General features: G+C 38.4%; 19 protein-coding genes. All 19 read left to right on the top strand.

Features of this window, described 5'->3' with window-relative positions:
- Positions 1 to 10: 10 nt before the first annotated feature.
- The 19 genes from infB to AB7942_RS00555 all read left to right on the top strand — a co-directional run bounded on the left by infB (position 11) and on the right by AB7942_RS00555 (position 21,220).
- On the top strand, positions 11 to 2,335 hold the full coding sequence (gene infB / locus AB7942_RS00645) for a translation initiation factor IF-2 (RefSeq protein ID WP_369445441.1): 2,325 nt from the start codon (positions 11 to 13) through the stop codon (positions 2,333 to 2,335).
- The gene (locus tag AB7942_RS00640) at positions 2,332 to 2,613 is read left to right on the top strand and encodes a DUF503 domain-containing protein (protein WP_088086393.1); all 282 of its coding nucleotides are present in this window, start codon (positions 2,332 to 2,334) and stop codon (positions 2,611 to 2,613) included. Before infB ends, AB7942_RS00640 begins: the two co-directional genes overlap by 4 nt.
- A 17-nt stretch (positions 2,614 to 2,630) precedes the next feature.
- Positions 2,631 to 3,002, top strand: coding sequence for a 30S ribosome-binding factor RbfA (gene rbfA / locus AB7942_RS00635; RefSeq protein WP_088086394.1), 372 nt, complete (start codon positions 2,631 to 2,633; stop codon positions 3,000 to 3,002).
- A gap of 57 nt (positions 3,003 to 3,059) precedes the next feature.
- Positions 3,060 to 3,995 (top strand): tRNA pseudouridine(55) synthase TruB, encoded by a 936-nt coding sequence (gene truB / locus AB7942_RS00630; protein WP_369445440.1) that lies wholly within the window; start codon positions 3,060 to 3,062, stop codon positions 3,993 to 3,995.
- A gap of 15 nt (positions 3,996 to 4,010) precedes the next feature.
- A complete protein-coding gene (gene ribF / locus AB7942_RS00625; protein ID WP_369445439.1) occupies positions 4,011 to 4,976 on the top strand; it encodes a bifunctional riboflavin kinase/FAD synthetase in 966 nt (321 codons plus the stop codon).
- 159 nt (positions 4,977 to 5,135) lie between these two features.
- Positions 5,136 to 5,405 (top strand): 30S ribosomal protein S15, encoded by a 270-nt coding sequence (gene rpsO, locus AB7942_RS00620; RefSeq protein ID WP_026566475.1) that lies wholly within the window; start codon positions 5,136 to 5,138, stop codon positions 5,403 to 5,405.
- Between the two features lie 243 nt (positions 5,406 to 5,648).
- The gene (gene pnp / locus AB7942_RS00615; protein ID WP_335711719.1) at positions 5,649 to 7,763 is read left to right on the top strand and encodes a polyribonucleotide nucleotidyltransferase; all 2,115 of its coding nucleotides are present in this window, start codon (positions 5,649 to 5,651) and stop codon (positions 7,761 to 7,763) included.
- 180 nt (positions 7,764 to 7,943) lie between these two features.
- Positions 7,944 to 8,870: a polysaccharide deacetylase family protein gene (locus tag AB7942_RS00610; RefSeq protein ID WP_369445438.1), complete on the top strand. Its 927-nt coding sequence runs from the start codon at positions 7,944 to 7,946 to the stop codon at positions 8,868 to 8,870.
- 102 nt (positions 8,871 to 8,972) lie between these two features.
- On the top strand, positions 8,973 to 10,211 hold the full coding sequence (locus AB7942_RS00605; protein WP_098933000.1) for a M16 family metallopeptidase: 1,239 nt from the start codon (positions 8,973 to 8,975) through the stop codon (positions 10,209 to 10,211).
- Positions 10,212 to 10,365: 154 nt separating this feature from the next.
- On the top strand, positions 10,366 to 10,608 hold the full coding sequence (locus AB7942_RS00600) for a YlmC/YmxH family sporulation protein (protein ID WP_088086400.1): 243 nt from the start codon (positions 10,366 to 10,368) through the stop codon (positions 10,606 to 10,608).
- 167 nt (positions 10,609 to 10,775) lie between these two features.
- Entirely contained in the window at positions 10,776 to 11,678 is a 903-nt protein-coding gene (dpaA, locus tag AB7942_RS00595; RefSeq protein ID WP_335711722.1) for a dipicolinic acid synthetase subunit A, read from the top strand.
- A complete protein-coding gene (dpaB, locus tag AB7942_RS00590; protein ID WP_026566481.1) occupies positions 11,675 to 12,274 on the top strand; it encodes a dipicolinate synthase subunit B in 600 nt (199 codons plus the stop codon). Before dpaA ends, dpaB begins: the two co-directional genes overlap by 4 nt.
- 195 nt (positions 12,275 to 12,469) lie before the next feature.
- Positions 12,470 to 13,519 carry an aspartate-semialdehyde dehydrogenase gene (asd, locus tag AB7942_RS00585; protein WP_369445437.1) on the top strand — a complete coding sequence of 350 codons (1,050 nt, stop codon included), beginning with the start codon at positions 12,470 to 12,472 and terminating at the stop codon, positions 13,517 to 13,519.
- Positions 13,520 to 13,552: 33 nt separating this feature from the next.
- Positions 13,553 to 14,797, top strand: a complete 1,245-nt coding sequence (gene dapG / locus AB7942_RS00580) for an aspartate kinase (RefSeq protein WP_369445436.1) — start codon at positions 13,553 to 13,555, stop codon at positions 14,795 to 14,797.
- Between the two features lie 96 nt (positions 14,798 to 14,893).
- Positions 14,894 to 15,769, top strand: a complete 876-nt coding sequence (gene dapA / locus AB7942_RS00575) for a 4-hydroxy-tetrahydrodipicolinate synthase (protein ID WP_369445435.1) — start codon at positions 14,894 to 14,896, stop codon at positions 15,767 to 15,769.
- Positions 15,770 to 15,957: 188 nt separating this feature from the next.
- A complete protein-coding gene (locus AB7942_RS00570) occupies positions 15,958 to 17,625 on the top strand; it encodes a ribonuclease J (protein WP_098932997.1) in 1,668 nt (555 codons plus the stop codon).
- A gap of 138 nt (positions 17,626 to 17,763) precedes the next feature.
- Complete coding sequence (locus tag AB7942_RS00565; RefSeq protein ID WP_088086406.1) at positions 17,764 to 18,519, top strand: ClpP family protease; 756 nt, start codon at positions 17,764 to 17,766, stop codon at positions 18,517 to 18,519.
- A complete protein-coding gene (locus AB7942_RS00560; RefSeq protein ID WP_335397314.1) occupies positions 18,516 to 18,755 on the top strand; it encodes a YlzJ-like family protein in 240 nt (79 codons plus the stop codon). The genes AB7942_RS00565 and AB7942_RS00560 overlap by 4 nt, the downstream gene beginning before the upstream one ends.
- A gap of 116 nt (positions 18,756 to 18,871) precedes the next feature.
- The gene (locus tag AB7942_RS00555) at positions 18,872 to 21,220 is read left to right on the top strand and encodes a DNA translocase FtsK (protein WP_369445434.1); all 2,349 of its coding nucleotides are present in this window, start codon (positions 18,872 to 18,874) and stop codon (positions 21,218 to 21,220) included.
- Positions 21,221 to 21,312: the final 92 nt, after the last annotated feature.

Here is a 21,312-nt window from a genome sequence, read left to right as displayed (position 1 = left end):
GGGTGAAAAGATGAGTAAAATACGTGTATATGAATATGCAAAAAAACACAACATTTCAAGTAAAGATATCATCACAAAACTAAAAGAAATGAATATAGAGGTCTCCAATCATATGGCAACAATAGAAGACGCAGAAGTTAAAAAGCTTGACGAAACATTCAGTAAAAAGGATAACAAGGCTCCACAGCAAAACACAGAGAATAAACAAAATGGACAGCAGCAACAACGAACAAACTCTCGTCCAACTCAAACGCAGCGTCAAAACCAAAGACCTGCACAGTCAACGCAAAGGCCGCAAGTTCAGACGAAAACTCCTAAAGCATTTGAAGAAGCTGCTGATAAAAATGCCGCTCCTAGCAAGGTAAAAGTTGTTTCTCCTCCAAAGACGGTCGAAGGCAAAAAGCAAAACCAGGAATATCAATCCAAAGAAAATAAGGTTTTCAGCAATGCTGATAAAGCTAAAGCCAAGCCTTATAATAATAATCAAAATCGTAATAATAATAATAATAATAATAAAAATAAGAAAAAAACTCATACGCCAGTTCAACAAGCCCAGCCACAGAAGAAAAAAGAGAAGGAGCTTCCAGCGAAAATTACTTTCAGTGAATCTCTAACTGTGGGCGAATTAGCAAAGAAAATTTACCGTGAGCCTTCAGAGATTATTAAAAAGCTCTTTTTATTAGGTGTCATGGCCACAATTAATCAAGTCTTAGATAAAGATGCGATTGAATTGATTGCAAGCGAATATGGGGTTGAAGTGGAAGAAGAAATTAAAGTAGATACAACAGATCTTGAAGTATACTTTACTGAAGATTCAGATGATTCTCAAGAGGAAAGACCTTCTGTTGTAACAATAATGGGTCACGTTGACCACGGTAAAACAACCTTGCTAGATTCCATCCGTAACACAAAGGTTACAGAGGGTGAAGCGGGGGGAATTACCCAGCATATTGGTGCCTATCAAGTGGTTGAAAACGGGAAAAAGATTACCTTCCTTGATACACCAGGACACGCTGCCTTTACGACAATGCGTGCACGTGGCGCTAAAATAACTGATATTACCATCCTAGTAGTAGCTGCAGATGATGGTGTTATGCCGCAAACTGTTGAAGCGATTAACCATGCAAAAGCTGCCGAGGTTCCAATTATTGTAGCAGTTAATAAAATGGATAAAGAAGCTGCAAATGCTGACCGTGTAATGCAAGAGTTGACTGAACATGGATTAGTATCAGAAGCATGGGGTGGAGATACTATCTTTGTACCACTTTCTGCAAAAACGGGAGAAGGCATTGACACCCTTCTAGAAATGATATTACTCGTTAGTGAAGTAGAAGAATATAAAGCGAATCCAAATCGCAAAGCCGTTGGTACTGTTATCGAAGCACAATTAGATAAAGGTCGTGGATCCGTTGCAACCTTACTAGTCCAAAACGGTACATTAAAAATTGGGGATCCAATTGTTGTTGGTCATACCTTTGGCCGTGTCCGTGCAATGGTGAATGACAAAGGACGCCGTGTCAAAGAGGCAGGTCCTTCAACTCCTGTTGAAATAACTGGACTTAATGACGTGCCACAGGCTGGAGATCGTTTCGTTGTATTTGAAGACGAAAAAACTGCACGTCAAGTTGGAGAATCACGAGCTCAAACAGCACTGGTAGCCCAACGTGGTGAAAAATCCATTGTTAGTCTAGAAACGCTTTTTGATCAATTAAAGCAAGGTGAAATGAAGGATTTAAACATTATCCTTAAAGCGGACGTTCAAGGGTCTGCTGAAGCCGTTGCCGCTTCTCTTCAAAAAATAGATGTTGAAGGTGTTAACATCAAAATTATTCATAGCGGTGCTGGAGCGATTAATGAGTCGGATATTAGTCTTGCTGCTGCGTCTAATGCCATCGTCATTGGTTTTAACGTTCGCCCTGATGTAAATGCGAAACGTGCAGCAGAAGCGGAGAAAGTTGACGTCCGTCTTCACCGTATAATTTATAAAGTGATTGAAGAGATTGAAGCAGCAATGAAAGGTATGCTTGATCCTGAATTCCAAGAAAAAATAATTGGTCAAGCAGAAATCCGTCAAACCTTTAAAGTTTCAAAGGTAGGAACAATTGCTGGTTCATATGTAACGGATGGTAAAATTACCCGCGACAGCGGTATTCGTTTAATTCGTAACGGTGTTGTCACTTTTGAAGGAAATATTGATGCGTTAAAACGATTTAAAGATGATGTAAAAGAAGTTGCCCAAGGTTACGAATGTGGTATTACAATTAAAAACTTTAATGATGTTAAAGAAGGAGACATCATTGAAGCATATGTAATGGAAGAAATTGAACGTAAATGATCATCGGTGTGGCCGAATGTGAATGTATGATCTATGATGCTCATTCTTTAAAAGAGAAACGGGCTGTCCTTCAACGAATCCTTACACGCTTAAAACAGAAATTTAATGTTTCTGTATCAGAAGTTGGCTTTCAGGATATGTGGCAACGAACGAAAATTGCCATAGTTGTCGTAACTTCCACGCGTGTATCGACGGAACATGAGTTGCAAAATGCTTTGAAATTAATCGACTCATTTCCAGAAATAGAGAGAACGATCACCGAGATTGAATGGCTTTAAGTTAAGAGGTGAATGTGATGAGCCACAGAGCAAATCGTGTTGGAGAACAAATGAAAAAAGAACTAGGTGACATCATCGGTCGCAAAATCAAAGATCCACGTATTGGTTTTGTGACGGTTACCGACGTTGAAGTAACAGGAGATTTACAACAGGCGAAAGTGTATATTTCCGTATTAGGTGATGAAGAGCAAAGGGAAAATACCTTAAAAGGGCTGGCCAAAGCAAAAGGTTTTATTCGGACCGAAATTGGCCACCGTATTCGCCTTCGTAAAACACCTGAAATCATCTTTGAATGGGATGAATCTATCGATTACGGGAATCGAATTGATACACTTCTTCATCAACTGCATAAGGATGAAAAGCCTTTAGAAAAAAGTGAAGAAGAATAATTGGATAGACATTGTCTATCCTTTTTTTTCGATAATTTTTTGATTGGAGGATTTTAATTGGAAGGAATATTACCGTTATATAAGCCTGCGGGTTTGACATCCCATGATTGTGTGTTTAGATTGCGGAAGATTTTAAAAACAAAAAAGGTAGGGCATACGGGTACTCTTGATCCAGACGTAACAGGAGTGCTTCCAATTTGTATAGGGAAAGCAACAAAAGTTGCTGAATACATAACCGATGCTGGTAAATCGTATGAGGGAGAAGTAACAATTGGTTTTTCGACGACTACTGAAGATGCTTCTGGTGAAATAGTGGAGCAGAAACCAGTGGATCGGACCATTCGACGAGAAGAGATTCTCCAAGTTTTTCATTCAATAACCGGTGAAATTGAACAAACACCGCCTATGTTCTCGGCAGTAAAAGTGGGAGGGGTTCGTCTTTATGAATATGCACGGAAGGGTATAGAAGTCGAACGCCCCACTAGAAAGGTAACGATTTATTCCATCGAATTATTAGATGACCGAGATGAATTTATCGGTGAAACTGTACAGTTTAGGTTTAAGGTCAGTTGCAGTAAAGGAACGTACATCCGGACCTTAGCGGTAATGATTGGTGAAATTCTGGGCTTCCCTGCACATATGTCCTTTTTACAAAGAGTTCAATCTGCTGCTTTTTCATTGGAGGATTGTTTGACGTTTGATGAAATTGAAAAACATATGGAGGCTGGGACAATTTCAAGTATATTAAGGCCTTTAGAAACAGCACTTTCTCATTTGCCGAAATTACGAATTAATGATAAAGTAGCAGAGAAAGTGAAAAATGGCGCATTATTACAAATGCCAGAGCATTTAAAAACTAGTAACGGACCGATTGTCACTGAAACTGCTGAAGGACTAGCTCTTGCTATTTATTCAAAACATCCAAGCAAGCCAGACCTCTTTAAACCAGTTAAAGTGTTACGTAATGATTTAGAAGAAAAAGGTACGGTATAGAAAAGGTGAGTTTCATTGGAAGTAATTAAGCTTAGATTTCCATACGATATAACAAATGTTGAATTTCCGCCCCTAACAATGGCAATGGGCTACTTTGATGGAGTGCACCGTGGCCATCAACAGGTAATTCTTGAGGCAAAAAAGCATGCTGAAGAAAAAGGAATTTGCAGTGCGGTCATGACATTTGACCCCCATCCTTCGGTAGTATTAGGAAAAACGGAACAGCAGATACAATATATTACTCCATTATCTGAAAAAATAAAAATTATCGAAGAACTTGGTATTGATTATTTATTTATCATTAACTTTACTTCTGAATTTGCCAATTTGCTTCCACAGGAATTCATTGATCAATATGTTATTAGACTAAACGTAATGCACGTAGTTGCTGGTTTTGATTTTACCTATGGGCGTATGGGAAAGGGGACGATGGAAACATTGCCCTTCCATTCAAGAGATCAATTTTCTTATTCGGTCGTTCCAAAGTTTACTCAAGGTGATCAAAAGGTTAGTTCAACTAGAATTAGAACCTTGCTTAAAGAAGGAAAAACAGACGCGCTTTTATCACTTCTTGGACGATTTTATACAACATCGGGCATAGTCATTCATGGTGATAAACGAGGCAGGACGATTGGCTTTCCAACGGCGAATGTTGACTTAAATGACGATTACATGATCCCGCCGACTGGTGTATATGCAGTAAGAATGAAAGTTGAAACCCAATGGTACAATGGAGTCTGTAATATTGGTTATAAACCCACCTTTAATAAGGAAGCCTTACATCCTTCTGTTGAAGTTCATTTATTTGACTTTAATAAAGATATCTATGGTGAAGAAGTGGTCATCGAGTGGCATCTTCCCTTACGTAAGGAACAAAAGTTTTCAGGGATTGAAGAGCTCGTTGCACAAATTGAAAGAGATAAGCAAAATTCACTAGATTATTTTAATAAACAAGACAATCTTCCACATTCTCACTTATAAAAGGCGTTTTTCCTACAATAAACTTCGTTATAGCCTTGCTTTTTGATGTGAAAAGTTGTATTCTTATTAACGTATTAAAAATAACCTCTACTTGGCAAGACGAATCACCAACGCTTGCTCGGTACCAGGGGATTTGTAAAATTTAGGAGGTGAATCCGGATGGCAATCACTCAAGAACGTAAAAATGAACTTATCAATGAGTTTAAAACTCATGAAAGCGACACTGGATCTGCAGAAGTTCAAATCGCTGTCCTTACAGAATCAATCAACAATTTGAATGAGCACTTACGTACTCATAAAAAAGATCACCACTCACGTCGCGGTCTTTTGAAAATGGTTGGTAAACGTCGTAATCTTTTAACATTCCTACGTAACAAAGATGTTCAACGTTACCGTGTGTTAATTAATAAGCTTGGTCTACGTCGTTAGTTTACAGAAGCGGGATTATTCCCGCTTTTTTATTAGCTTTAAAAAGAGGAAAAGAAAATAAAGAATTTTTTATACATATTTTTAAGTCATGACTTTTTTGTGCATACTAATAAGGTGATTTCGCATTTAAACTATAGCTTTCTAAGCTTTTTAATAATAGTTAGATTTAGTATGATGAGTACAGCGGAAGTGAAAATTTTCGCATCGTCCTCCTAAGTGATTTAGATAGAGAGGGGTAAAAATATGGAACAATTGAAACATGAATATTCCATGGTTTGGGCAGGCCGTAAATTAACTGTCGAAATTGGACAATTAGCAAAGCAAGCAAACGGTGCAGTCTTGGTACGCTATGGAGATACAGCAGTATTGAGTACAGCAACAGCCTCAAAGGAACCAAAAAACTTAGACTTTTTTCCATTAACAGTTAACTATGAGGAACGTTTATATGCTGTCGGAAAAATCCCAGGTGGCTTTATTAAACGCGAGGGTCGTCCGAGTGAAAAGGCAATTTTGGCAAGCAGACTAATTGACAGACCGATTCGTCCGCTATTTGCTGATGGCTTTCGTAATGATGTACAAGTTATTAGTATTGTCATGAGTGTGGATCAGGATTGTTCTACTGAAATGGCTGCAATGTTCGGATCTTCGTTAGCACTTAGTACATCAGATATTCCTTTTGAAGGACCGATTGCTGGTGTTATCGTAGGCCGGGTTAACAATGAATTTGTTATTAATCCAACTGTAGAACAAGCTGAAAAAAGTGATATCCATTTAACGGTTGCTGGTACTAAAGATGCAATCAACATGGTAGAAGCAGGTGCGTTAGAGGTTCCTGAAGAAACTATGCTAGAAGCAATTATGTATGGCCATGATGAGATTAAACGTTTAATTGAGTTCCAAGAGAAAATTGTTGTTGAAATTGGCAAGCCAAAAAGAGAAATCAATCTTTACGAAATAGATAAGGAACTTGAGGCAGAAGTAAGGGAAATATGCGAAGCTGATATGGTAAAAGCCATTCAGGTCCAAGAAAAGCATGCCCGTGAAGATGCCATTAAAGAAGTCAAAAACCAAGTGATTGCCAAATTTGTGGAACAAGAAGCTAAAGATGAAGATATGAAGCAAGTAAAGCAGATATTGGACAAGATTGTAAAAGGTGAGGTTCGCCGCTTAATAACAGTGGAGAAGGTTCGTCCTGATGGCCGAAAAATTGATGAAATCCGTCCGCTTTCATCACAAATAAGTATTTTACCACGTACCCACGGTTCTGGACTTTTCACACGTGGACAAACTCAAGCCCTAAGCATTTGTACTCTCGGCGCAATGGGTGATGTACAAATTCTTGATGGTCTTGGAATTGAGGAAGAAAAGCGCTTTATGCATCATTATAACTTCCCTCAATTCAGTGTTGGTGAAACTGGCCCAATCCGAGGACCAGGTCGTCGTGAAATTGGTCACGGTGCCCTTGGTGAACGTGCCCTTGAACCGATTATTCCATCTGAAAAGGATTTCCCATATACCATTCGACTTGTATCTGAGGTACTTGAATCTAATGGTTCCACTTCGCAGGCAAGTATTTGTGCTAGTACATTAGCGATGATGGATGCAGGTGTTCCGATTAAGGCTCCTGTAGCAGGAATTGCAATGGGACTTGTAAAATCTGGAGAACATTATACTGTTTTGTCTGATATTCAAGGAATGGAAGACCATCTTGGGGATATGGATTTTAAAGTAGCAGGTACTGCTAAAGGGGTTACTGCACTTCAAATGGATATTAAGATTGAAGGTCTCTCCCGTGAAATCTTAGAAGAAGCACTACAACAGGCAAAAGTTGGCAGAATGCACATTTTAGATTCGATGCTTGCTACTATTACTGAACCAAGAGCAGAACTTTCTCAGTTTGCGCCTAAGATTTTAACCATGTCAATTAACCCTGATAAGATCAGGGATGTTATCGGACCGAGCGGTAAACAAATCAATAAGATTATTGAGGAAACTGGCGTTAAGATTGATATTGAGCAGGATGGTACCGTATTTATTGCCTCTACAAATCAAGAAATGAACCAAAAGGCAAAGAAAATCATCGAAGATATTGTTCGTGAAGTTCAAGTAGGCGAAATGTATCTTGGTAAGGTAAAACGAATTGAAAAATTTGGAGCCTTCTTGGAAATCTTTGCTGGTAAAGATGGTCTCGTTCATATATCTGAACTAGCCGAAGAACGTGTAGGTAAAGTGGAGGATGTTGTTAAGATCGGTGACGAACTTCTAGTGAAAGTAACCGAAATTGATAAACAGGGCCGTGTAAACCTTTCACGTAAAGCTATTTTAAAGGAACAGCGTGAAAAGGCTGAAAATCAATAACAAGAGACTCGGGACATTTATTCTGAGACGATAAGGAAGTCAGGGGACAAACCCTGGCTTTTTCCATGTATGATCGTTTTATAAATTCTCTCTATGTTCTTTAGAATCAGCCGCTAACAGTATCCTGAAGTTCTACCTTGTCCCTCTTATACATAATCTGTATGGAAAGGGGGAAGTTAGATGAAAAAGGTATTTATCCTCATTGGTATTTGTTTAGCAGTTTGGATCACCGTGGGTAATCCTTTTATAAAAAAGGAATCAGCTCTGCCAACAGCAAAAGAGTCAGACCCTCTTTATCAAAGTATTGTTAAAAATGCCCATACATATGAAATACCGCCTATAGATGCGACTATTGATAGGGTCTGGAAGGCAATTCCGGGCTATAGTGGGCGAGAGGTTAACATTGCAGCTTCCTATAAGCATATGAAGGACAAAGGTGTTTTTAATGAAAAGAACCTTGTCTTTACCCAGAAAAAGCCAAAGGTTCACCTCGAAGATTTGCCGCCAGCTCCAATTTATAAAGGAAACCCTAATAAACCAATGGTAACGTTTATTATTAATGTAGCGTGGGGGAATGAATATTTATCGGAGATGCTTGCTACTCTAAAAAGACATAATATAAAGGTTAGTTTTTTTTTAGAAGGAAATTGGGTCAAAAAAAATCCCGATCTTGCTAAAATGATAGTCAGTTCTGGTCATGAAGTGGGGAATCATTCCTATTCTCATCCTGATATGAAACAATTGACGGCTGGAAAAGCAAGGGAACAAATGGTGAAAACGAATGAAATTATAGAAGCAGCTACAGGAGTGAAATGTGTTTGGTTTGCCCCGCCTAGTGGCAGTTTTCGGGATGAGACAATAAAAGTTGCCAACGAATTAAAAATGATGACGGTTATGTGGACCGTTGATACGGTTGACTGGAGAAAACCATCACCAGCTGTACTTATAAATCGTGTAATGACAAAAATTAATAATGGCTCAATGGTCCTTATGCATCCAACAGAAGCAACTGCGAAATCGCTCGATCGCTTAATCACGCAGATCAAACAAAAAAACCTTGAAATTGGAACAGTTTCTGAGTTAATGAGCGAAGAAAGAGTTGAGTAATAATCACAGTAAGATATACTGAAAATTGGAGAAAAAACATTTTACTAAGTATAATGATAGATGGAGTAATAGCAGCTTCTGTATATAGACTGGAGGAAGTCGATGATTAATAAATATACTTGCCAAAATGGAGTTAGAATTGTTTTAGAAAATATCCCTACTGTACGTTCAGTTGCAATAGGCGTATGGATTGGTACGGGTTCAAGAGATGAGAACCCACAAAACAATGGTATTTCGCATTTTCTGGAACATATGTTCTTTAAAGGTACTACCACAAGGTCTGCTAAGGAAATTGCCGAATCCTTTGATAGTATTGGCGGACAGGTGAATGCGTTTACTTCAAAGGAGTATACCTGCTATTATGCAAAAGTCCTTGATACACATTCTCAATTTGCACTAGATGTGTTAGCTGATATGTTCTTTAACTCCACTTTTGTGGAAGAGGAACTAAACAAAGAGAGAAATGTAGTCTTAGAAGAAATAAAAATGTACGAAGATACTCCAGACGATATTGTTCATGATTTACTTAGCAGAGCAGTGTATGGAGATCATCCACTAGGATATCCAATCCTAGGCACAGAGGAAATACTTAATACGTTTACTGGCCAAACGTTAAAGGAATATATTCATGAAAGGTATACTCCTGAAAATGTTGTTATCTCAATCGCAGGCAATGTATCTGAAACATTTATTAAAGAAGTCGAAAAGTATTTTGGATCCTATAAAGGTGCTAACAACCAAGCAATTGAAAATATTCCTACCTTCCATTCCAATCGACTTTCACGAAAGAAAGATACGGAACAGGCTCATTTATGTATTGGTTTTGAAGGATTAAAGGTTGGGCATGAAGACATCTACAGCTTAATTACTTTAAATAATATATTGGGCGGCAGCATGAGCTCGAGATTATTTCAGGAAGTCCGTGAGCAAAGGGGCTTAGCATATTCAGTTTTCTCTTACCATTCAGCTTATCAAGATAGTGGGATTGTGACGGTTTACGGTGGAACAGGTGCTAAACAGCTGAATGTACTATTTGAAACCATCCAAGAAACACTTAATAAATTAAAGCAAGAAGGGATTACTGAAAGGGAATTAACTAATAGTAAAGAGCAGCTTAAGGGCAGCTTGATGCTAAGTCTTGAAAGTACAAATAGCAGGATGAGTCGTAATGGTAAAAATGAACTTTTATTAAAACGTCATCGTTCACTGGATGAAATTATTGATCAGATTGATGGAGTTACCAAAAAAAGTGTGGACGAAATGACAAAGGCCGTTTTTACAGACAACTATTCCGTGACTTTAATTAGTCCAGACGGAGAATTTCCGAATACATTATCGTAAATGAAAAGAGGTATTCCATGCTGATGGATTACCTCTTTTTTTGTTGTCCTAGATAATAAAGGTCCACTTAACAGCGCTTGTGCATTTCTTAGTCTAAATAGGGACTTCCACTTATAAACTATTAATAAGGGGCAAATGAAGGGGGGATCTTGTATTGAGGTTAAGTGAATTAAGCGGAAAGGAAATTGTTGACGTAAAAAAGGCAGAACGGCTAGGTGTACTTGGACAAACCGATTTAGAGATTAATGAAGGCACCGGACAAATTCAAGCACTGCTAATACCTTCAATAAAATGGTTTGGTTTCCGAAAACAAGGGGAAGAAATCAGGGTTCCTTGGCAGCACATTAAAAAGATAGGATCAGATATGATAATAATCGATGTACCGGATGAAGATTAATACCCTTCAGCATAAAAAACCCAAGCGAGTGTCAACTTGCTTGGGCTTTTTTATTTAGTACGTATGGAAAACTCACCGAATGAAGTTAACCTACATAAGATGGTGAAGTGATATACAGAAAAGGAATTCTTAGTAGGATTTTTAAAAAGAAGAAGGTGAATGTTTTCATGCTGACAGGGATGCAGATTGCCGTGATTGGCGGGGATGCCAGACAGCTGGAAATCATCCGCAAGTTAACTGAATTAGATGCGAGATTATCGCTTATTGGTTTTGAACAGCTTGATCATGCTTTTACAGGTGCGGTCAAGGAAAAGCTGGATGAGGTGGACTTTTCAACAGTGGATACCCTGATCTTGCCAGTTCCTGGTACAAATTTAGAAGGGCAGGTAGAAACAATCTTTTCAAATGAAAAGGTTATTTTGACAGGGGATTTACTCTCTAAGACTCCAGAACATTGTGCGATTTATTCAGGAATCAGCAATGCTTATTTAAATGGGATTACCAAGCAAGCTAAACGGACTCTTATTCAGTTATTTGAAAGGGATGATGTGGCCATCTATAATTCAATCCCTACAGTAGAAGGGACGATTATGATGGCGATCCAACACACTGATTTTACAATACATGGGTCGAATATTACGGTTCTAGGGTTAGGCAGAGTTGGTATGAGTGTGGCGAGAACATTTGCAGCCCTTGGAGCAAAAGTTAAGGTAGGGGCTAGGAAAAGTGAACATTTGGCAAGAATCACTGAAATGGGCTTAACACCGTTTCATTTGAAGGATTTGGAAAATGAAGTAAAGAATACTGATATATTAATTAACACAGCACCACATTTAATCGTAACAGCGATGGTTATTTCTAAAATGCCATCACATACGCTCATTATTGACCTTGCATCAAAGCCGGGAGGAACTGATTTTAGATATGCGGAGAAAAGGGGAATAAAAGCATTGCTTGCCCCGGGATTGCCAGGGATTGTTGCACCAAAAACAGCCGGGCAAATTCTGGCAAATGTTCTTGCTCAACTGCTCCAAGATGATTTACGAAAGCGAAAGGGGAAAGTAAAATGAGTTTAAAGGGGAAAAGAATTGGCTTTGGCTTAACTGGCTCTCATTGTACGTACGATGCAGTATTCCCTGAAATAGAAAAATTAGTTCAAGCTGGTGCTGAAGTAATGCCAGTGGTAACTTTTACAGTTAAAAATACAGACACCCGGTTTGGTAAAGGAGAGGATTGGATCCAGCGAATTGAAGATTTAACAGGAAATAAAGTCATTGATTCGATCGTCAAAGCTGAGCCGCTGGGACCCAAAATCCCTCTTGATTGTATGGTCATTGCTCCATTAACCGGTGTATCAATGAGTAAATTTGCCAACGCAATGAACGATAGTCCAGTATTAATGGCTGCGAAAGCAACTTTGAGAAATTTAAAGCCCGTTGTACTCGGAATCTCGACTAACGATGCACTTGGATTAAATGGAGTAAACTTAATGAGGCTAATGGCAACAAAGAATATTTATTTTATTCCCTATGGCCAGGATGACCCAATAAAAAAGCCAAATTCAATGGTAGCAAGAATGACATTACTCACAGAAACAGTTGAAGCTGCGATCGAAGGGAAACAAATTCAACCAGTGTTAGTAGAAAGATATAAAGATTCTGACTAATTCTCCTCCCCTCATTCATCAAAAAAGGTTATTTCTTTAAAGGAATATGGTAAAATAAATTATTCTATCATCAGTGGGGAGTTTCATTACCCACTGATGAGATAATAAAAAATATGATTAACATGCTGGCAACTATATAAAGGCCAATTCCTTTTTGAAATATAATGACCAGCTAGTATGGAAGGGGAACCTGTAATGAATCAACAAAATGGATTTCACGTTGCTGTTGTTGGAGCAACAGGAGCAGTAGGACAACAAATGATTCACACTTTAATAAAAGAGAACTTCCCAATCAGAAAACTTACTTTATTATCATCAGCACGTTCAGCTGGTAAAAAAGTGGAGGTTAATGGTCAGGAATATATCATTGAAGAAGCAAGGCCTGAGAGTTTTGAAGGGGTCGAGATTGCCTTATTCAGTGCGGGCGGTAGTGTATCAAAGGAACTTGGTCCAGAAGCTGTTAAACGTGGTGCTATCGTGGTGGACAACACTAGCGCTTTTAGAATGGATGAGAATACACCATTAGTCGTTCCTGAAGTGAACGAAGCGGACCTTCACCATCAAAATGGTATTATTGCTAATCCCAATTGTTCTACCATCCAAATGGTTGTAGCACTTGAGCCAATCCGTCAACAATTTGGTTTGAAAAAAGTTATTGTCTCAACATATCAAGCTGTTTCAGGATCTGGTGCCGCTGCTGTAGAGGAATTAATGGAACAAACTCGTTCAATCTTAAACGGTGAAGCATATGAACCTAAGATTTTACCTGTCAAATCAGATAAAAATCACTATCAAATTGCTTTTAATGCGATTCCACAAATTGATAAATTTCAAGACAATGGATATACATTTGAAGAAATGAAAATGATTAATGAAACAAAAAAAATCATGCACTTACCAGAATTACAGGTTTCCGCTACTTGTGTAAGACTACCAGTAGCAGTAGGTCATTCTGAATCTGTTTATTTTGAAATTGAAGCGGATGACATAAGTGCGAATGACATTAAAGCATTATTAAAAGATGCCCCCGGTGTTATTTTGCAAGATGATCCGGAAAATCAACTATATCCTATGCCTGCGAATTGCGTTGGGAAAAATGATGTATTTGTTGGACGGATTAGAAAAGACATTGATGAGCCTCGTGGTTTCCATATGTGGGTGGTTTCTGATAACTTACTCAAAGGAGCAGCTTGGAATTCTGTTCAAATCGCAGAAAGTTTAGTTAAATTAGGTATTGTAAAATAAAGTTACATCAAAAAGGCAGGTTTTGGTGTCACCATGAAAATTATTGTTCAAAAATTTGGCGGTACATCTGTAAAAGATGAAAAAGGTAGGAAATATGCGGAAGGCCATATCGAGAAAGCTTTAGCGGATGGCTATAAAGTGGTTGTCGTTGTCAGTGCGATGGGAAGAAAAGGTGACCCTTATGCTACGGACACATTACTTTCATTAATCGATGGGAACTTAAGCAAAATCTCAAAACGGGAACACGACTTATTATTGTCCTGCGGAGAGATTATTTCTAGTGTCGTTTTTGTAAGTATGTTATTGGAACATGGTATTAATGCTGTTGCATTAACTGGCGCTCAAGCAGGCTTCCGAACAAACAATGACCACACAAATGCAAAAATCAATGAAATGAAATGTGACAGGTTGCTAACTGAGTTAGAGAAAAATGATGTTGTTGTGGTTGCCGGTTTTCAAGGAGCTGCAAAAAATGGCGATATTACCACAATTGGCCGTGGCGGAAGTGATACCTCAGCTGCAGCCTTAGGTGCTGCCCTTAATGCAGAATGGATAGATATCTTTACCGACGTGGAAGGAATTATGACAGCCGATCCACGCATTGCAGAAAATGCACGACCACTTCCCATAGTAACTTATACAGAAGTGTGTAATATGGCTTATCAGGGTGCAAAGGTCATTCATCCACGAGCAGTTGAAATCGCAATGCAGGCAAAAGTACCAATTCGGATTCGCTCAACCTACTCAGATAAATTAGGAACCTTGGTAACCTCATTAAATAAAAATAATCGTGGCAGTGACATAATGGAACGAGTTGTAACTGGAATCGCTCACGTTTCAAATGTTACGCAAATAAAGGTATTCGCTAAAAAGGATCAATATTACTTGCAGGCAGAAGTATTTAAGGCAATGGCCAATGAAGGAATCAGTGTAGATTTTATCAATATTTCGCCAAACGGAGTAATCTATACAGTAACAGAGGAAATGACCGATCGAGCAATACAGGTTTTAAACGAATTAGGTCATGATCCTGTCGTAGAGCGTCATTGTGCAAAAGTTTCTGTTGTTGGTGCAGGGATTGCCGGAGTTCCTGGAGTTACTTCGAAAATCGTAACGGCCTTATCGGATCATGGAATTCGTATACTACAATCTGCAGATAGTCATACTACGATTTGGGTACTTGTAAAGCAGGAGGACTTGGTTAAATCCGTAAATGCCCTTCATGATGCTTTTCAATTAGAAGAAGAGTCATTTGAATTTAATCTTTCAGATTTATAGATGATTTCACCAATTCAATGGTAAATCCTTATATTGAATTCGGAAGAGAAAATGAGTGTTTTTAGTATGCTGGATTGTATTGAGAGGAGTAAGAATATGGTTCATTTTGGGCGAGTATCGACGGCAATGGTTACCCCTTTTGATAAAAAAGGACATATTGATTTTGCCAAGACCACGCAATTAGTGAATTTTTTAATTGAAAATGGAACAGAGTCACTTGTGGTTGCTGGAACCACTGGTGAATCACCAACGTTAACTAAGGAAGAAAAGTTGGCATTATTTGATCATGTTGTAAAAACGGTAAAAAAGCGGATTCCCGTAATCGCAGGAACAGGAAGCAATAATACTTATGCATCTGTTGAATTGACAAAAAAAGCTGAGCAACTTGGCGTGGATGCTATAATGGTTGTCGCACCCTATTATAATAAACCAAATCAGGAAGGTCTATATCAGCATTTTAAAGCCGTTGCAGAAGCTACATCCCTGCCGGTTATGGTCTACAACATCCCTGGCCGGTCAGCAGTTAACATCCTTCCCGAGACGATCATTAGACTTTCTAAGTTATCTAATATTGTTGCAGTCAAAGAGGCAAGCGGGGATTTAAATGCAATGACACACATCATTGCCAATACAGATGATGATTTTGTATTATATAGTGGGGACGATAGCCTGACAATCCCTGTTCTTTCCATTGGCGGTGCAGGCGTTGTTTCGGTTGCTTCACATGTGATTGGAAATCAATTACAAGAAATGGTAAAAGCATTTTTTAATGGTGAGAATGAAAAGGCTGCAAGATTGCATCAGCATCTCCTCCCTTTCATGCAAGGTTTATTTACTGCTCCTAGTCCTGCGCCTGTTAAAACAGCCTTACAGGTAACTGGATTAGACGTTGGATCAGTTAGGCTTCCTCTCGTAGGGCTAACAGAACAAGAACGTGCAGCGTTAATTACTTTATTAAATAAGTTATACTGACTACCTAAAGCCAACCGAAGGATCATTCGGTTGGCTTATTTTTGTTTAGAATTATCATTATTATTATAAATGTTGGAAAGGTTTTCAGAAATCTAGTATAATAACTCTAACTGATCTCGATCGGAAATTAAAAAGCGGAAGCGCATGTTAACGGCGTATACTCGTTTCAACTTAGGAGGATTTACAATTTGGTACAGAAAATAAATAATTCCATTAAGTTAATTACACTTGGTGGTATAGGAGAAATCGGAAAGAATATGTATCTTGTTGAGGTGGACAAGGACATATTTATCATAGATGCCGGCTTAATGTTCCCCGAGGAAGAAATGCTTGGCATAGATATAGTAATTCCGGATATTACATACTTAAAAGAAAATAAAGACCGGGTAAAAGCAATTTTCTTAACTCATGGCCATGAAGATCATATAGGAGCTTTATCGTATGTACTTCGTCAATTAGATATCCCTGTCTATGGAACCAAGCTAACACTTGCCCTTGCAAATGCTAAACTTAAAGAACAAGATTATTTTGGTAAAACAAATTTTATTGAGGTGGATTCGGATACGATTATTAACTTGGATGCTGTTGATGTAAGCTTCTTTAAAACCAATCATAGTATCCCTGATTCTGTTGGTGTTTGTATACATACCTCTGAAGGGATCATCGTTTATACTGGTGATTTTAAATTTGATCAAGCGGCTACAAAGCTTTATAAACCAGAAATTGGGAAGATGGCATCTATCGGAGAACAAGGGGTATTATGTTTGTTGTCTGATAGTACAGAAGCAGAAAAGCCGGGGTACACCGCATCTGAAGCAATTGTTGAGCGTGAAATGTCAAATGCTTTCTATAATGCACCGGGGAGGATTATTGCTGCTTGTTTTGCTTCAGATATAAATAGAATCCAGCATATTTTTAATGCAGCAAATGAGAATGGACGTAAAGTCGCAGTGGTAGGGAAAAGTCTAGAAAGAATTTATCATATTGCCCTTGATTTAGGATATTTAGAAGTAGCAGAGGATTTAATCATTCCTATTAGTGAGATAAAAAATTATCAAGACCGAGAAATAGTCGTATTAATGACTGGAAGTCAAGGTGAACCTATAGAGGCATTGCAGAAAATGGCAAAGCAAATTGATAAAGTGGTTAATATTCAAAAGGGAGATACCGTTTTAATCGCAGCTTCACCTCTTAGGGGTAGTGAAGTATTTTTATTCAAGACTGTTGATATGCTCTTTAGAGCCGGGGCAAATGTTATATCAGGTAAAAGAACCATCCATGTATCGAGTCATGGAAGCCAAGAAGAATTAAAATTTATGATTAACTTGATGAAGCCCAAATATTTAATCCCTGTTCACGGTGAATACCGGATGCTAAAGGCACATCGAAAATTGGCTATGGAATGTGGACTTACCGATGAACAAATCTTTATTCCAGACCGTGGCGATATCCTTGAAATGAAAGAAGGGAACCTTGCCCTTGCTGGCAAGGTTCCATCTGGGAATATACTCATTGATGGTATTGGTGTTGGTGATGTTGGAAATATAGTCCTTCGCGACCGACGACTATTATCGCAGGATGGAATTCTTATTGTGGTAGTGACCTTAACAAAACAAGATCGGAAAATAGCTGCGGGACCAGAGATTATCTCAAGAGGGTTTGTTTATGTTCGCGAATCCGAAAAATTGATGGATGATTCAACAAAACTAGTTCGAGACATTGTAGAAAGAAATATAGCTAAAGATTCCTTTGAATGGTCAAGTTTAAAGCAGGATATTAGAGAAGAATTAAACCGAAATTTATATGAAAAAACAAAAAGAAGACCAATGATTCTTCCGATAATTATGGAAATCTAAAAAGCTAACCTAAATATCATAAATGCTATATTACTCATATTAAAATGCACTGGGCAATCCAGTGCTTTTTATTTTAAGCATGAAATCACCTCCTACAGGTAAATACTAAACTATATCATGCTTGAAGGGAGTATTAGGATGAATAACGACATACAAAAAAACGAATCTGAAAACCAAGAAGGCGGTGAGCCTCAAAAAGAGGATAAACCTTCTTCTGCATTGATAGAAAAAATTCAGCAGCTAGGACAAACCAATGTTCCACAGCTTTCAACTGATTCTAAAATTCATTGTCTGACCATTATCGGTCAAGTCGAAGGACATCTAGCACTGCCGCCACAAAATAAAACAACAAAATATGAACATTTAATTCCTCAACTCGTTGCAATAGAACAAAATCCAAAAATTGAGGGGGTCCTTATTATTTTAAATACGGTTGGTGGCGATGTTGAGGCGGGTCTAGCGATATCCGAAATGCTAGCTACCCTATCAAAGCCGACTGTTTCAATTGTATTAGGAGGAGGGCATTCGATAGGGGTCCCGATTGCTGTTTCTTGTGACTACTCCTTTATTGCGGAAACCGCAACAATGACGATCCATCCGATCCGATTGACTGGCCTGGTGATTGGCGTTCCAGCAACCTTTGAATATATGGATAAAATGCAAGAGCGGGTTGTCAATTTTGTAACAAAGCATTCCAAAATTACCGAAGAAACATTTAAAGATTTAATGTTTGCTAAAGGTAATTTAACCAGAGATATAGGTACAAATGTCATTGGAGTTGATGCCGTAAAAACAGGTCTCATCGATGAAGTTGGCGGACTTGGGCAGGCAATGAAAAAGTTAAATGAATTGATAGATCTTCATAAAGAAAAGAATGAAGTGTTGATTCAATGATTCTTTATACGATGATGCCACCAGAACTCATTTTTCCATATGAGGCCAGTTCACCTAGCAATCAACAAATGGCAAGCTATCAAGGAATTCCACTCTTAGTCGAGTCTATAGATGGGCAAAATGTTCAAGTTATCCGAATTCTGAGCACGGATCCACAGCATTATATGGATAATCAAATATGCCCAGGCGCAAAAATTTCTTTCGCGAGCCTGGAAGGATTGTCCGCATTGGAATAGTAGATTATGGTATAATCAGGGTAAGATAAAAGAGCAGCCTGAATGGCTGCTTTCTTCCTTTTAACTCCTTTTACTAAAGGATTAAATATACCATAATGAAACAACAAGGTGATTAGATGGCAAAGAAAAAAAGAAGACAACCAAAAAAGAGAGATAACCATTTGAAAAAGACCGTTCAATTTGAATTATCCGCACTGGCTCTTTTAGCTATTGCGATCATATCAATAGCTAAGCTTGGTGCAGTTGGGAAGGCAACCGTTATCTTCTTCCGTTTTTGGATGGGAGAATGGTATATGCTCAGTTTAATTGGGCTTGTTGTGTTAAGCGTTTATTTGATGTGGAAACGGACTATTCCTTTTTTCTTCCATATTAAATTGGTTGGAAGTTATTTTATTACTTCTGCTATTCTGCTTTTAAGCCATGTCACCCTATTTCATTTGCTAACAAATGATGGGAAATTTAAAGATCCAAGTGTTATCAGTAATACATGGGAATTGTTTATGATGGAACTTAGAGGTGAAACAAGCACCACCGATCTTGGCGGGGGAATGCTTGGGGCAGTTTTATTTGCCTTATTCCATTATTTATTCGCTGAAACAGGTACTAAAATTATTGCATTTATTTTCATATTAATTGGAATTATCTTACTTACCGGTAAATCATTTGGAGATTTCATCGGGAAAATCATGATTGTGATGGTTGATTTTTCAAAAAGTCAATGGGATGCCTTTAAAACGGATATGACAGATTGGAAACAAAAACAACGAGAGCGAAAAGCAGAAAGAATCACACAGAAAAGAAAAGAGCAGGAAAACCGTGAACAAAATCAGCCTGTCTTAAATGCAGAAACTCAACCACTCCAAGAGGAAATTAGAACATCTGAGCCAATTATATCAAGTTTTGCCGATAGGGCATATGTGGAAGAAGATGTAAAGGATAAGAATCACCAAGAAGAAACAAAGGCTGGAAAAGGAACTTCTGAAGAAAATGAGGATAGTATCCCGCCGATCACCTTTACGGAAGTAGAGAATATTGCCTATGAGCTGCCACCACTTCGATTGCTTAATTTGCCAAAGAAAACAGATCAGAGTGGAGAATATGAACAAATTCATGCAAATGCGGCAAAACTAGAGAGGACATTTCAAAGCTTTGGCGTGAAAGCACGAGTAACACAGGTCCATTTAGGACCAGCTGTAACAAAATATGAAGTTCATCCTGACGTAGGTGTAAAGGTAAGTAAAATTGTCAGTTTAAGTGATGACTTAGCCTTAGCACTAGCTGCTAAGGGGATAAGAATTGAAGCGCCAATTCCTGGTAAATCCGCAATTGGAATTGAAGTTCCTAACTCGGAGGTTGCTGTAGTTTCGCTTCGCGAGGTATTAGAAGCAACACAAAATGACAAGCCTGACTCCAAGCTTTTAATTGGCTTAGGCCGGGACATTACAGGTGAAGCTGTTTTAGCTGAATTAAATAAAATGCCCCATTTACTTGTTGCAGGTGCAACTGGAAGCGGAAAAAGTGTTTGTATAAATGGCATTATCACGAGTATTTTAATGCGAGCAAAGCCCCATGAAGTGAAACTAATGATGATTGACCCGAAAATGGTTGAACTCAATGTTTATAATGGAATTCCTCATTTGTTAGCACCTGTTGTAACGGATGCAAAAAAAGCATCACAAGCTTTGAAAAAAGTAGTAAATGAAATGGAAAGACGGTACGAATTGTTTTCCTACACGGGTACACGTAATATTGAGGGCTATAATGACCACGTAAGAAAGCATAATTTAGAAGAAAATGATAAACAGCCATTACTGCCCTTTATTGTGGTAATTGTTGATGAGTTGGCTGATTTAATGATGGTGGCCTCGTCGGATGTAGAAGATTCGATTACCCGCCTTGCTCAAATGGCGAGAGCAGCGGGAATTCACTTAATCATTGCCACGCAGCGACCATCGGTTGATGTAATTACTGGGGTAATAAAGGCAAATATTCCATCCAGAATTGCCTTTGCAGTGTCAAGTGCCACCGATTCAAGAACAATTTTAGATATGGGTGGTGCGGAAAAACTTTTGGGAAGAGGGGATATGTTGTTCCTTCCGGTTGGAGAATCCAAACCAGTTCGTGTTCAAGGTGCGTTTCTGTCAGACCAAGAAGTCGAGGACACGGTTGAATTTGTTATTTCCCAACAGAAAGCACAATACCAAGATGAGATGATCCCTGATGACATTCCTGAAGTAACAGGTGCGGTCGATGATGATATATATAATGATGCAGTTGAGTTAATTATTGAAATGCAAACAGCATCTGTTTCCATGTTACAAAGACGGTTCCGTATTGGCTACACAAGAGCTGCAAGGTTAATTGATGAAATGGAAGCACGCGGTATCGTTGGTCCATATGAGGGCAGTAAGCCACGTTCTGTTTTACAGCCAAAACCTAAAGATAAAGAAGAACAAAGTTCATAATTGAATAAGAAGTTATCATTTAAAGTATTATTGAAAGTCCGGAACAGGTTAATTAACTTCTATAACACAGCCTTTATTATGTTGAAGTATAC

It is taken from the genome of Neobacillus sp. BF23-41, from assembly GCF_041106275.1.
This window is presented reverse-complemented; position numbering and strand designations above follow the sequence as displayed.

Bases quoted from the DNA above. Each gene is read 5' to 3' on its own strand.
- pnp (WP_335711719.1), top strand. From the start codon at position 5,649: ATGGAACAATTGAAACATGAATATTCCATGGTTTGGGCAGGCCGTAAA.
- AB7942_RS00565 (WP_088086406.1), top strand. From the start codon at position 17,764: ATGAATAACGACATACAAAAAAACGAATCTGAAAACCAAGAAGGCGGT.
- dapG (WP_369445436.1), top strand. From the start codon at position 13,553: ATGAAAATTATTGTTCAAAAATTTGGCGGTACATCTGTAAAAGATGAA.
- AB7942_RS00605 (WP_098933000.1), top strand. From the start codon at position 8,973: ATGATTAATAAATATACTTGCCAAAATGGAGTTAGAATTGTTTTAGAA.
- rpsO (WP_026566475.1), top strand. From the start codon at position 5,136: ATGGCAATCACTCAAGAACGTAAAAATGAACTTATCAATGAGTTTAAA.
- AB7942_RS00555 (WP_369445434.1), top strand. From the start codon at position 18,872: ATGGCAAAGAAAAAAAGAAGACAACCAAAAAAGAGAGATAACCATTTG.
- infB (WP_369445441.1), top strand. From the start codon at position 11: ATGAGTAAAATACGTGTATATGAATATGCAAAAAAACACAACATTTCA.
- AB7942_RS00640 (WP_088086393.1), top strand. From the start codon at position 2,332: ATGATCATCGGTGTGGCCGAATGTGAATGTATGATCTATGATGCTCAT.
- dpaB (WP_026566481.1), top strand. From the start codon at position 11,675: ATGAGTTTAAAGGGGAAAAGAATTGGCTTTGGCTTAACTGGCTCTCAT.
- asd (WP_369445437.1), top strand. From the start codon at position 12,470: ATGAATCAACAAAATGGATTTCACGTTGCTGTTGTTGGAGCAACAGGA.
- rbfA (WP_088086394.1), top strand. From the start codon at position 2,631: ATGAGCCACAGAGCAAATCGTGTTGGAGAACAAATGAAAAAAGAACTA.
- AB7942_RS00610 (WP_369445438.1), top strand. From the start codon at position 7,944: ATGAAAAAGGTATTTATCCTCATTGGTATTTGTTTAGCAGTTTGGATC.
- AB7942_RS00560 (WP_335397314.1), top strand. From the start codon at position 18,516: ATGATTCTTTATACGATGATGCCACCAGAACTCATTTTTCCATATGAG.
- dpaA (WP_335711722.1), top strand. From the start codon at position 10,776: ATGCTGACAGGGATGCAGATTGCCGTGATTGGCGGGGATGCCAGACAG.
- dapA (WP_369445435.1), top strand. From the start codon at position 14,894: ATGGTTCATTTTGGGCGAGTATCGACGGCAATGGTTACCCCTTTTGAT.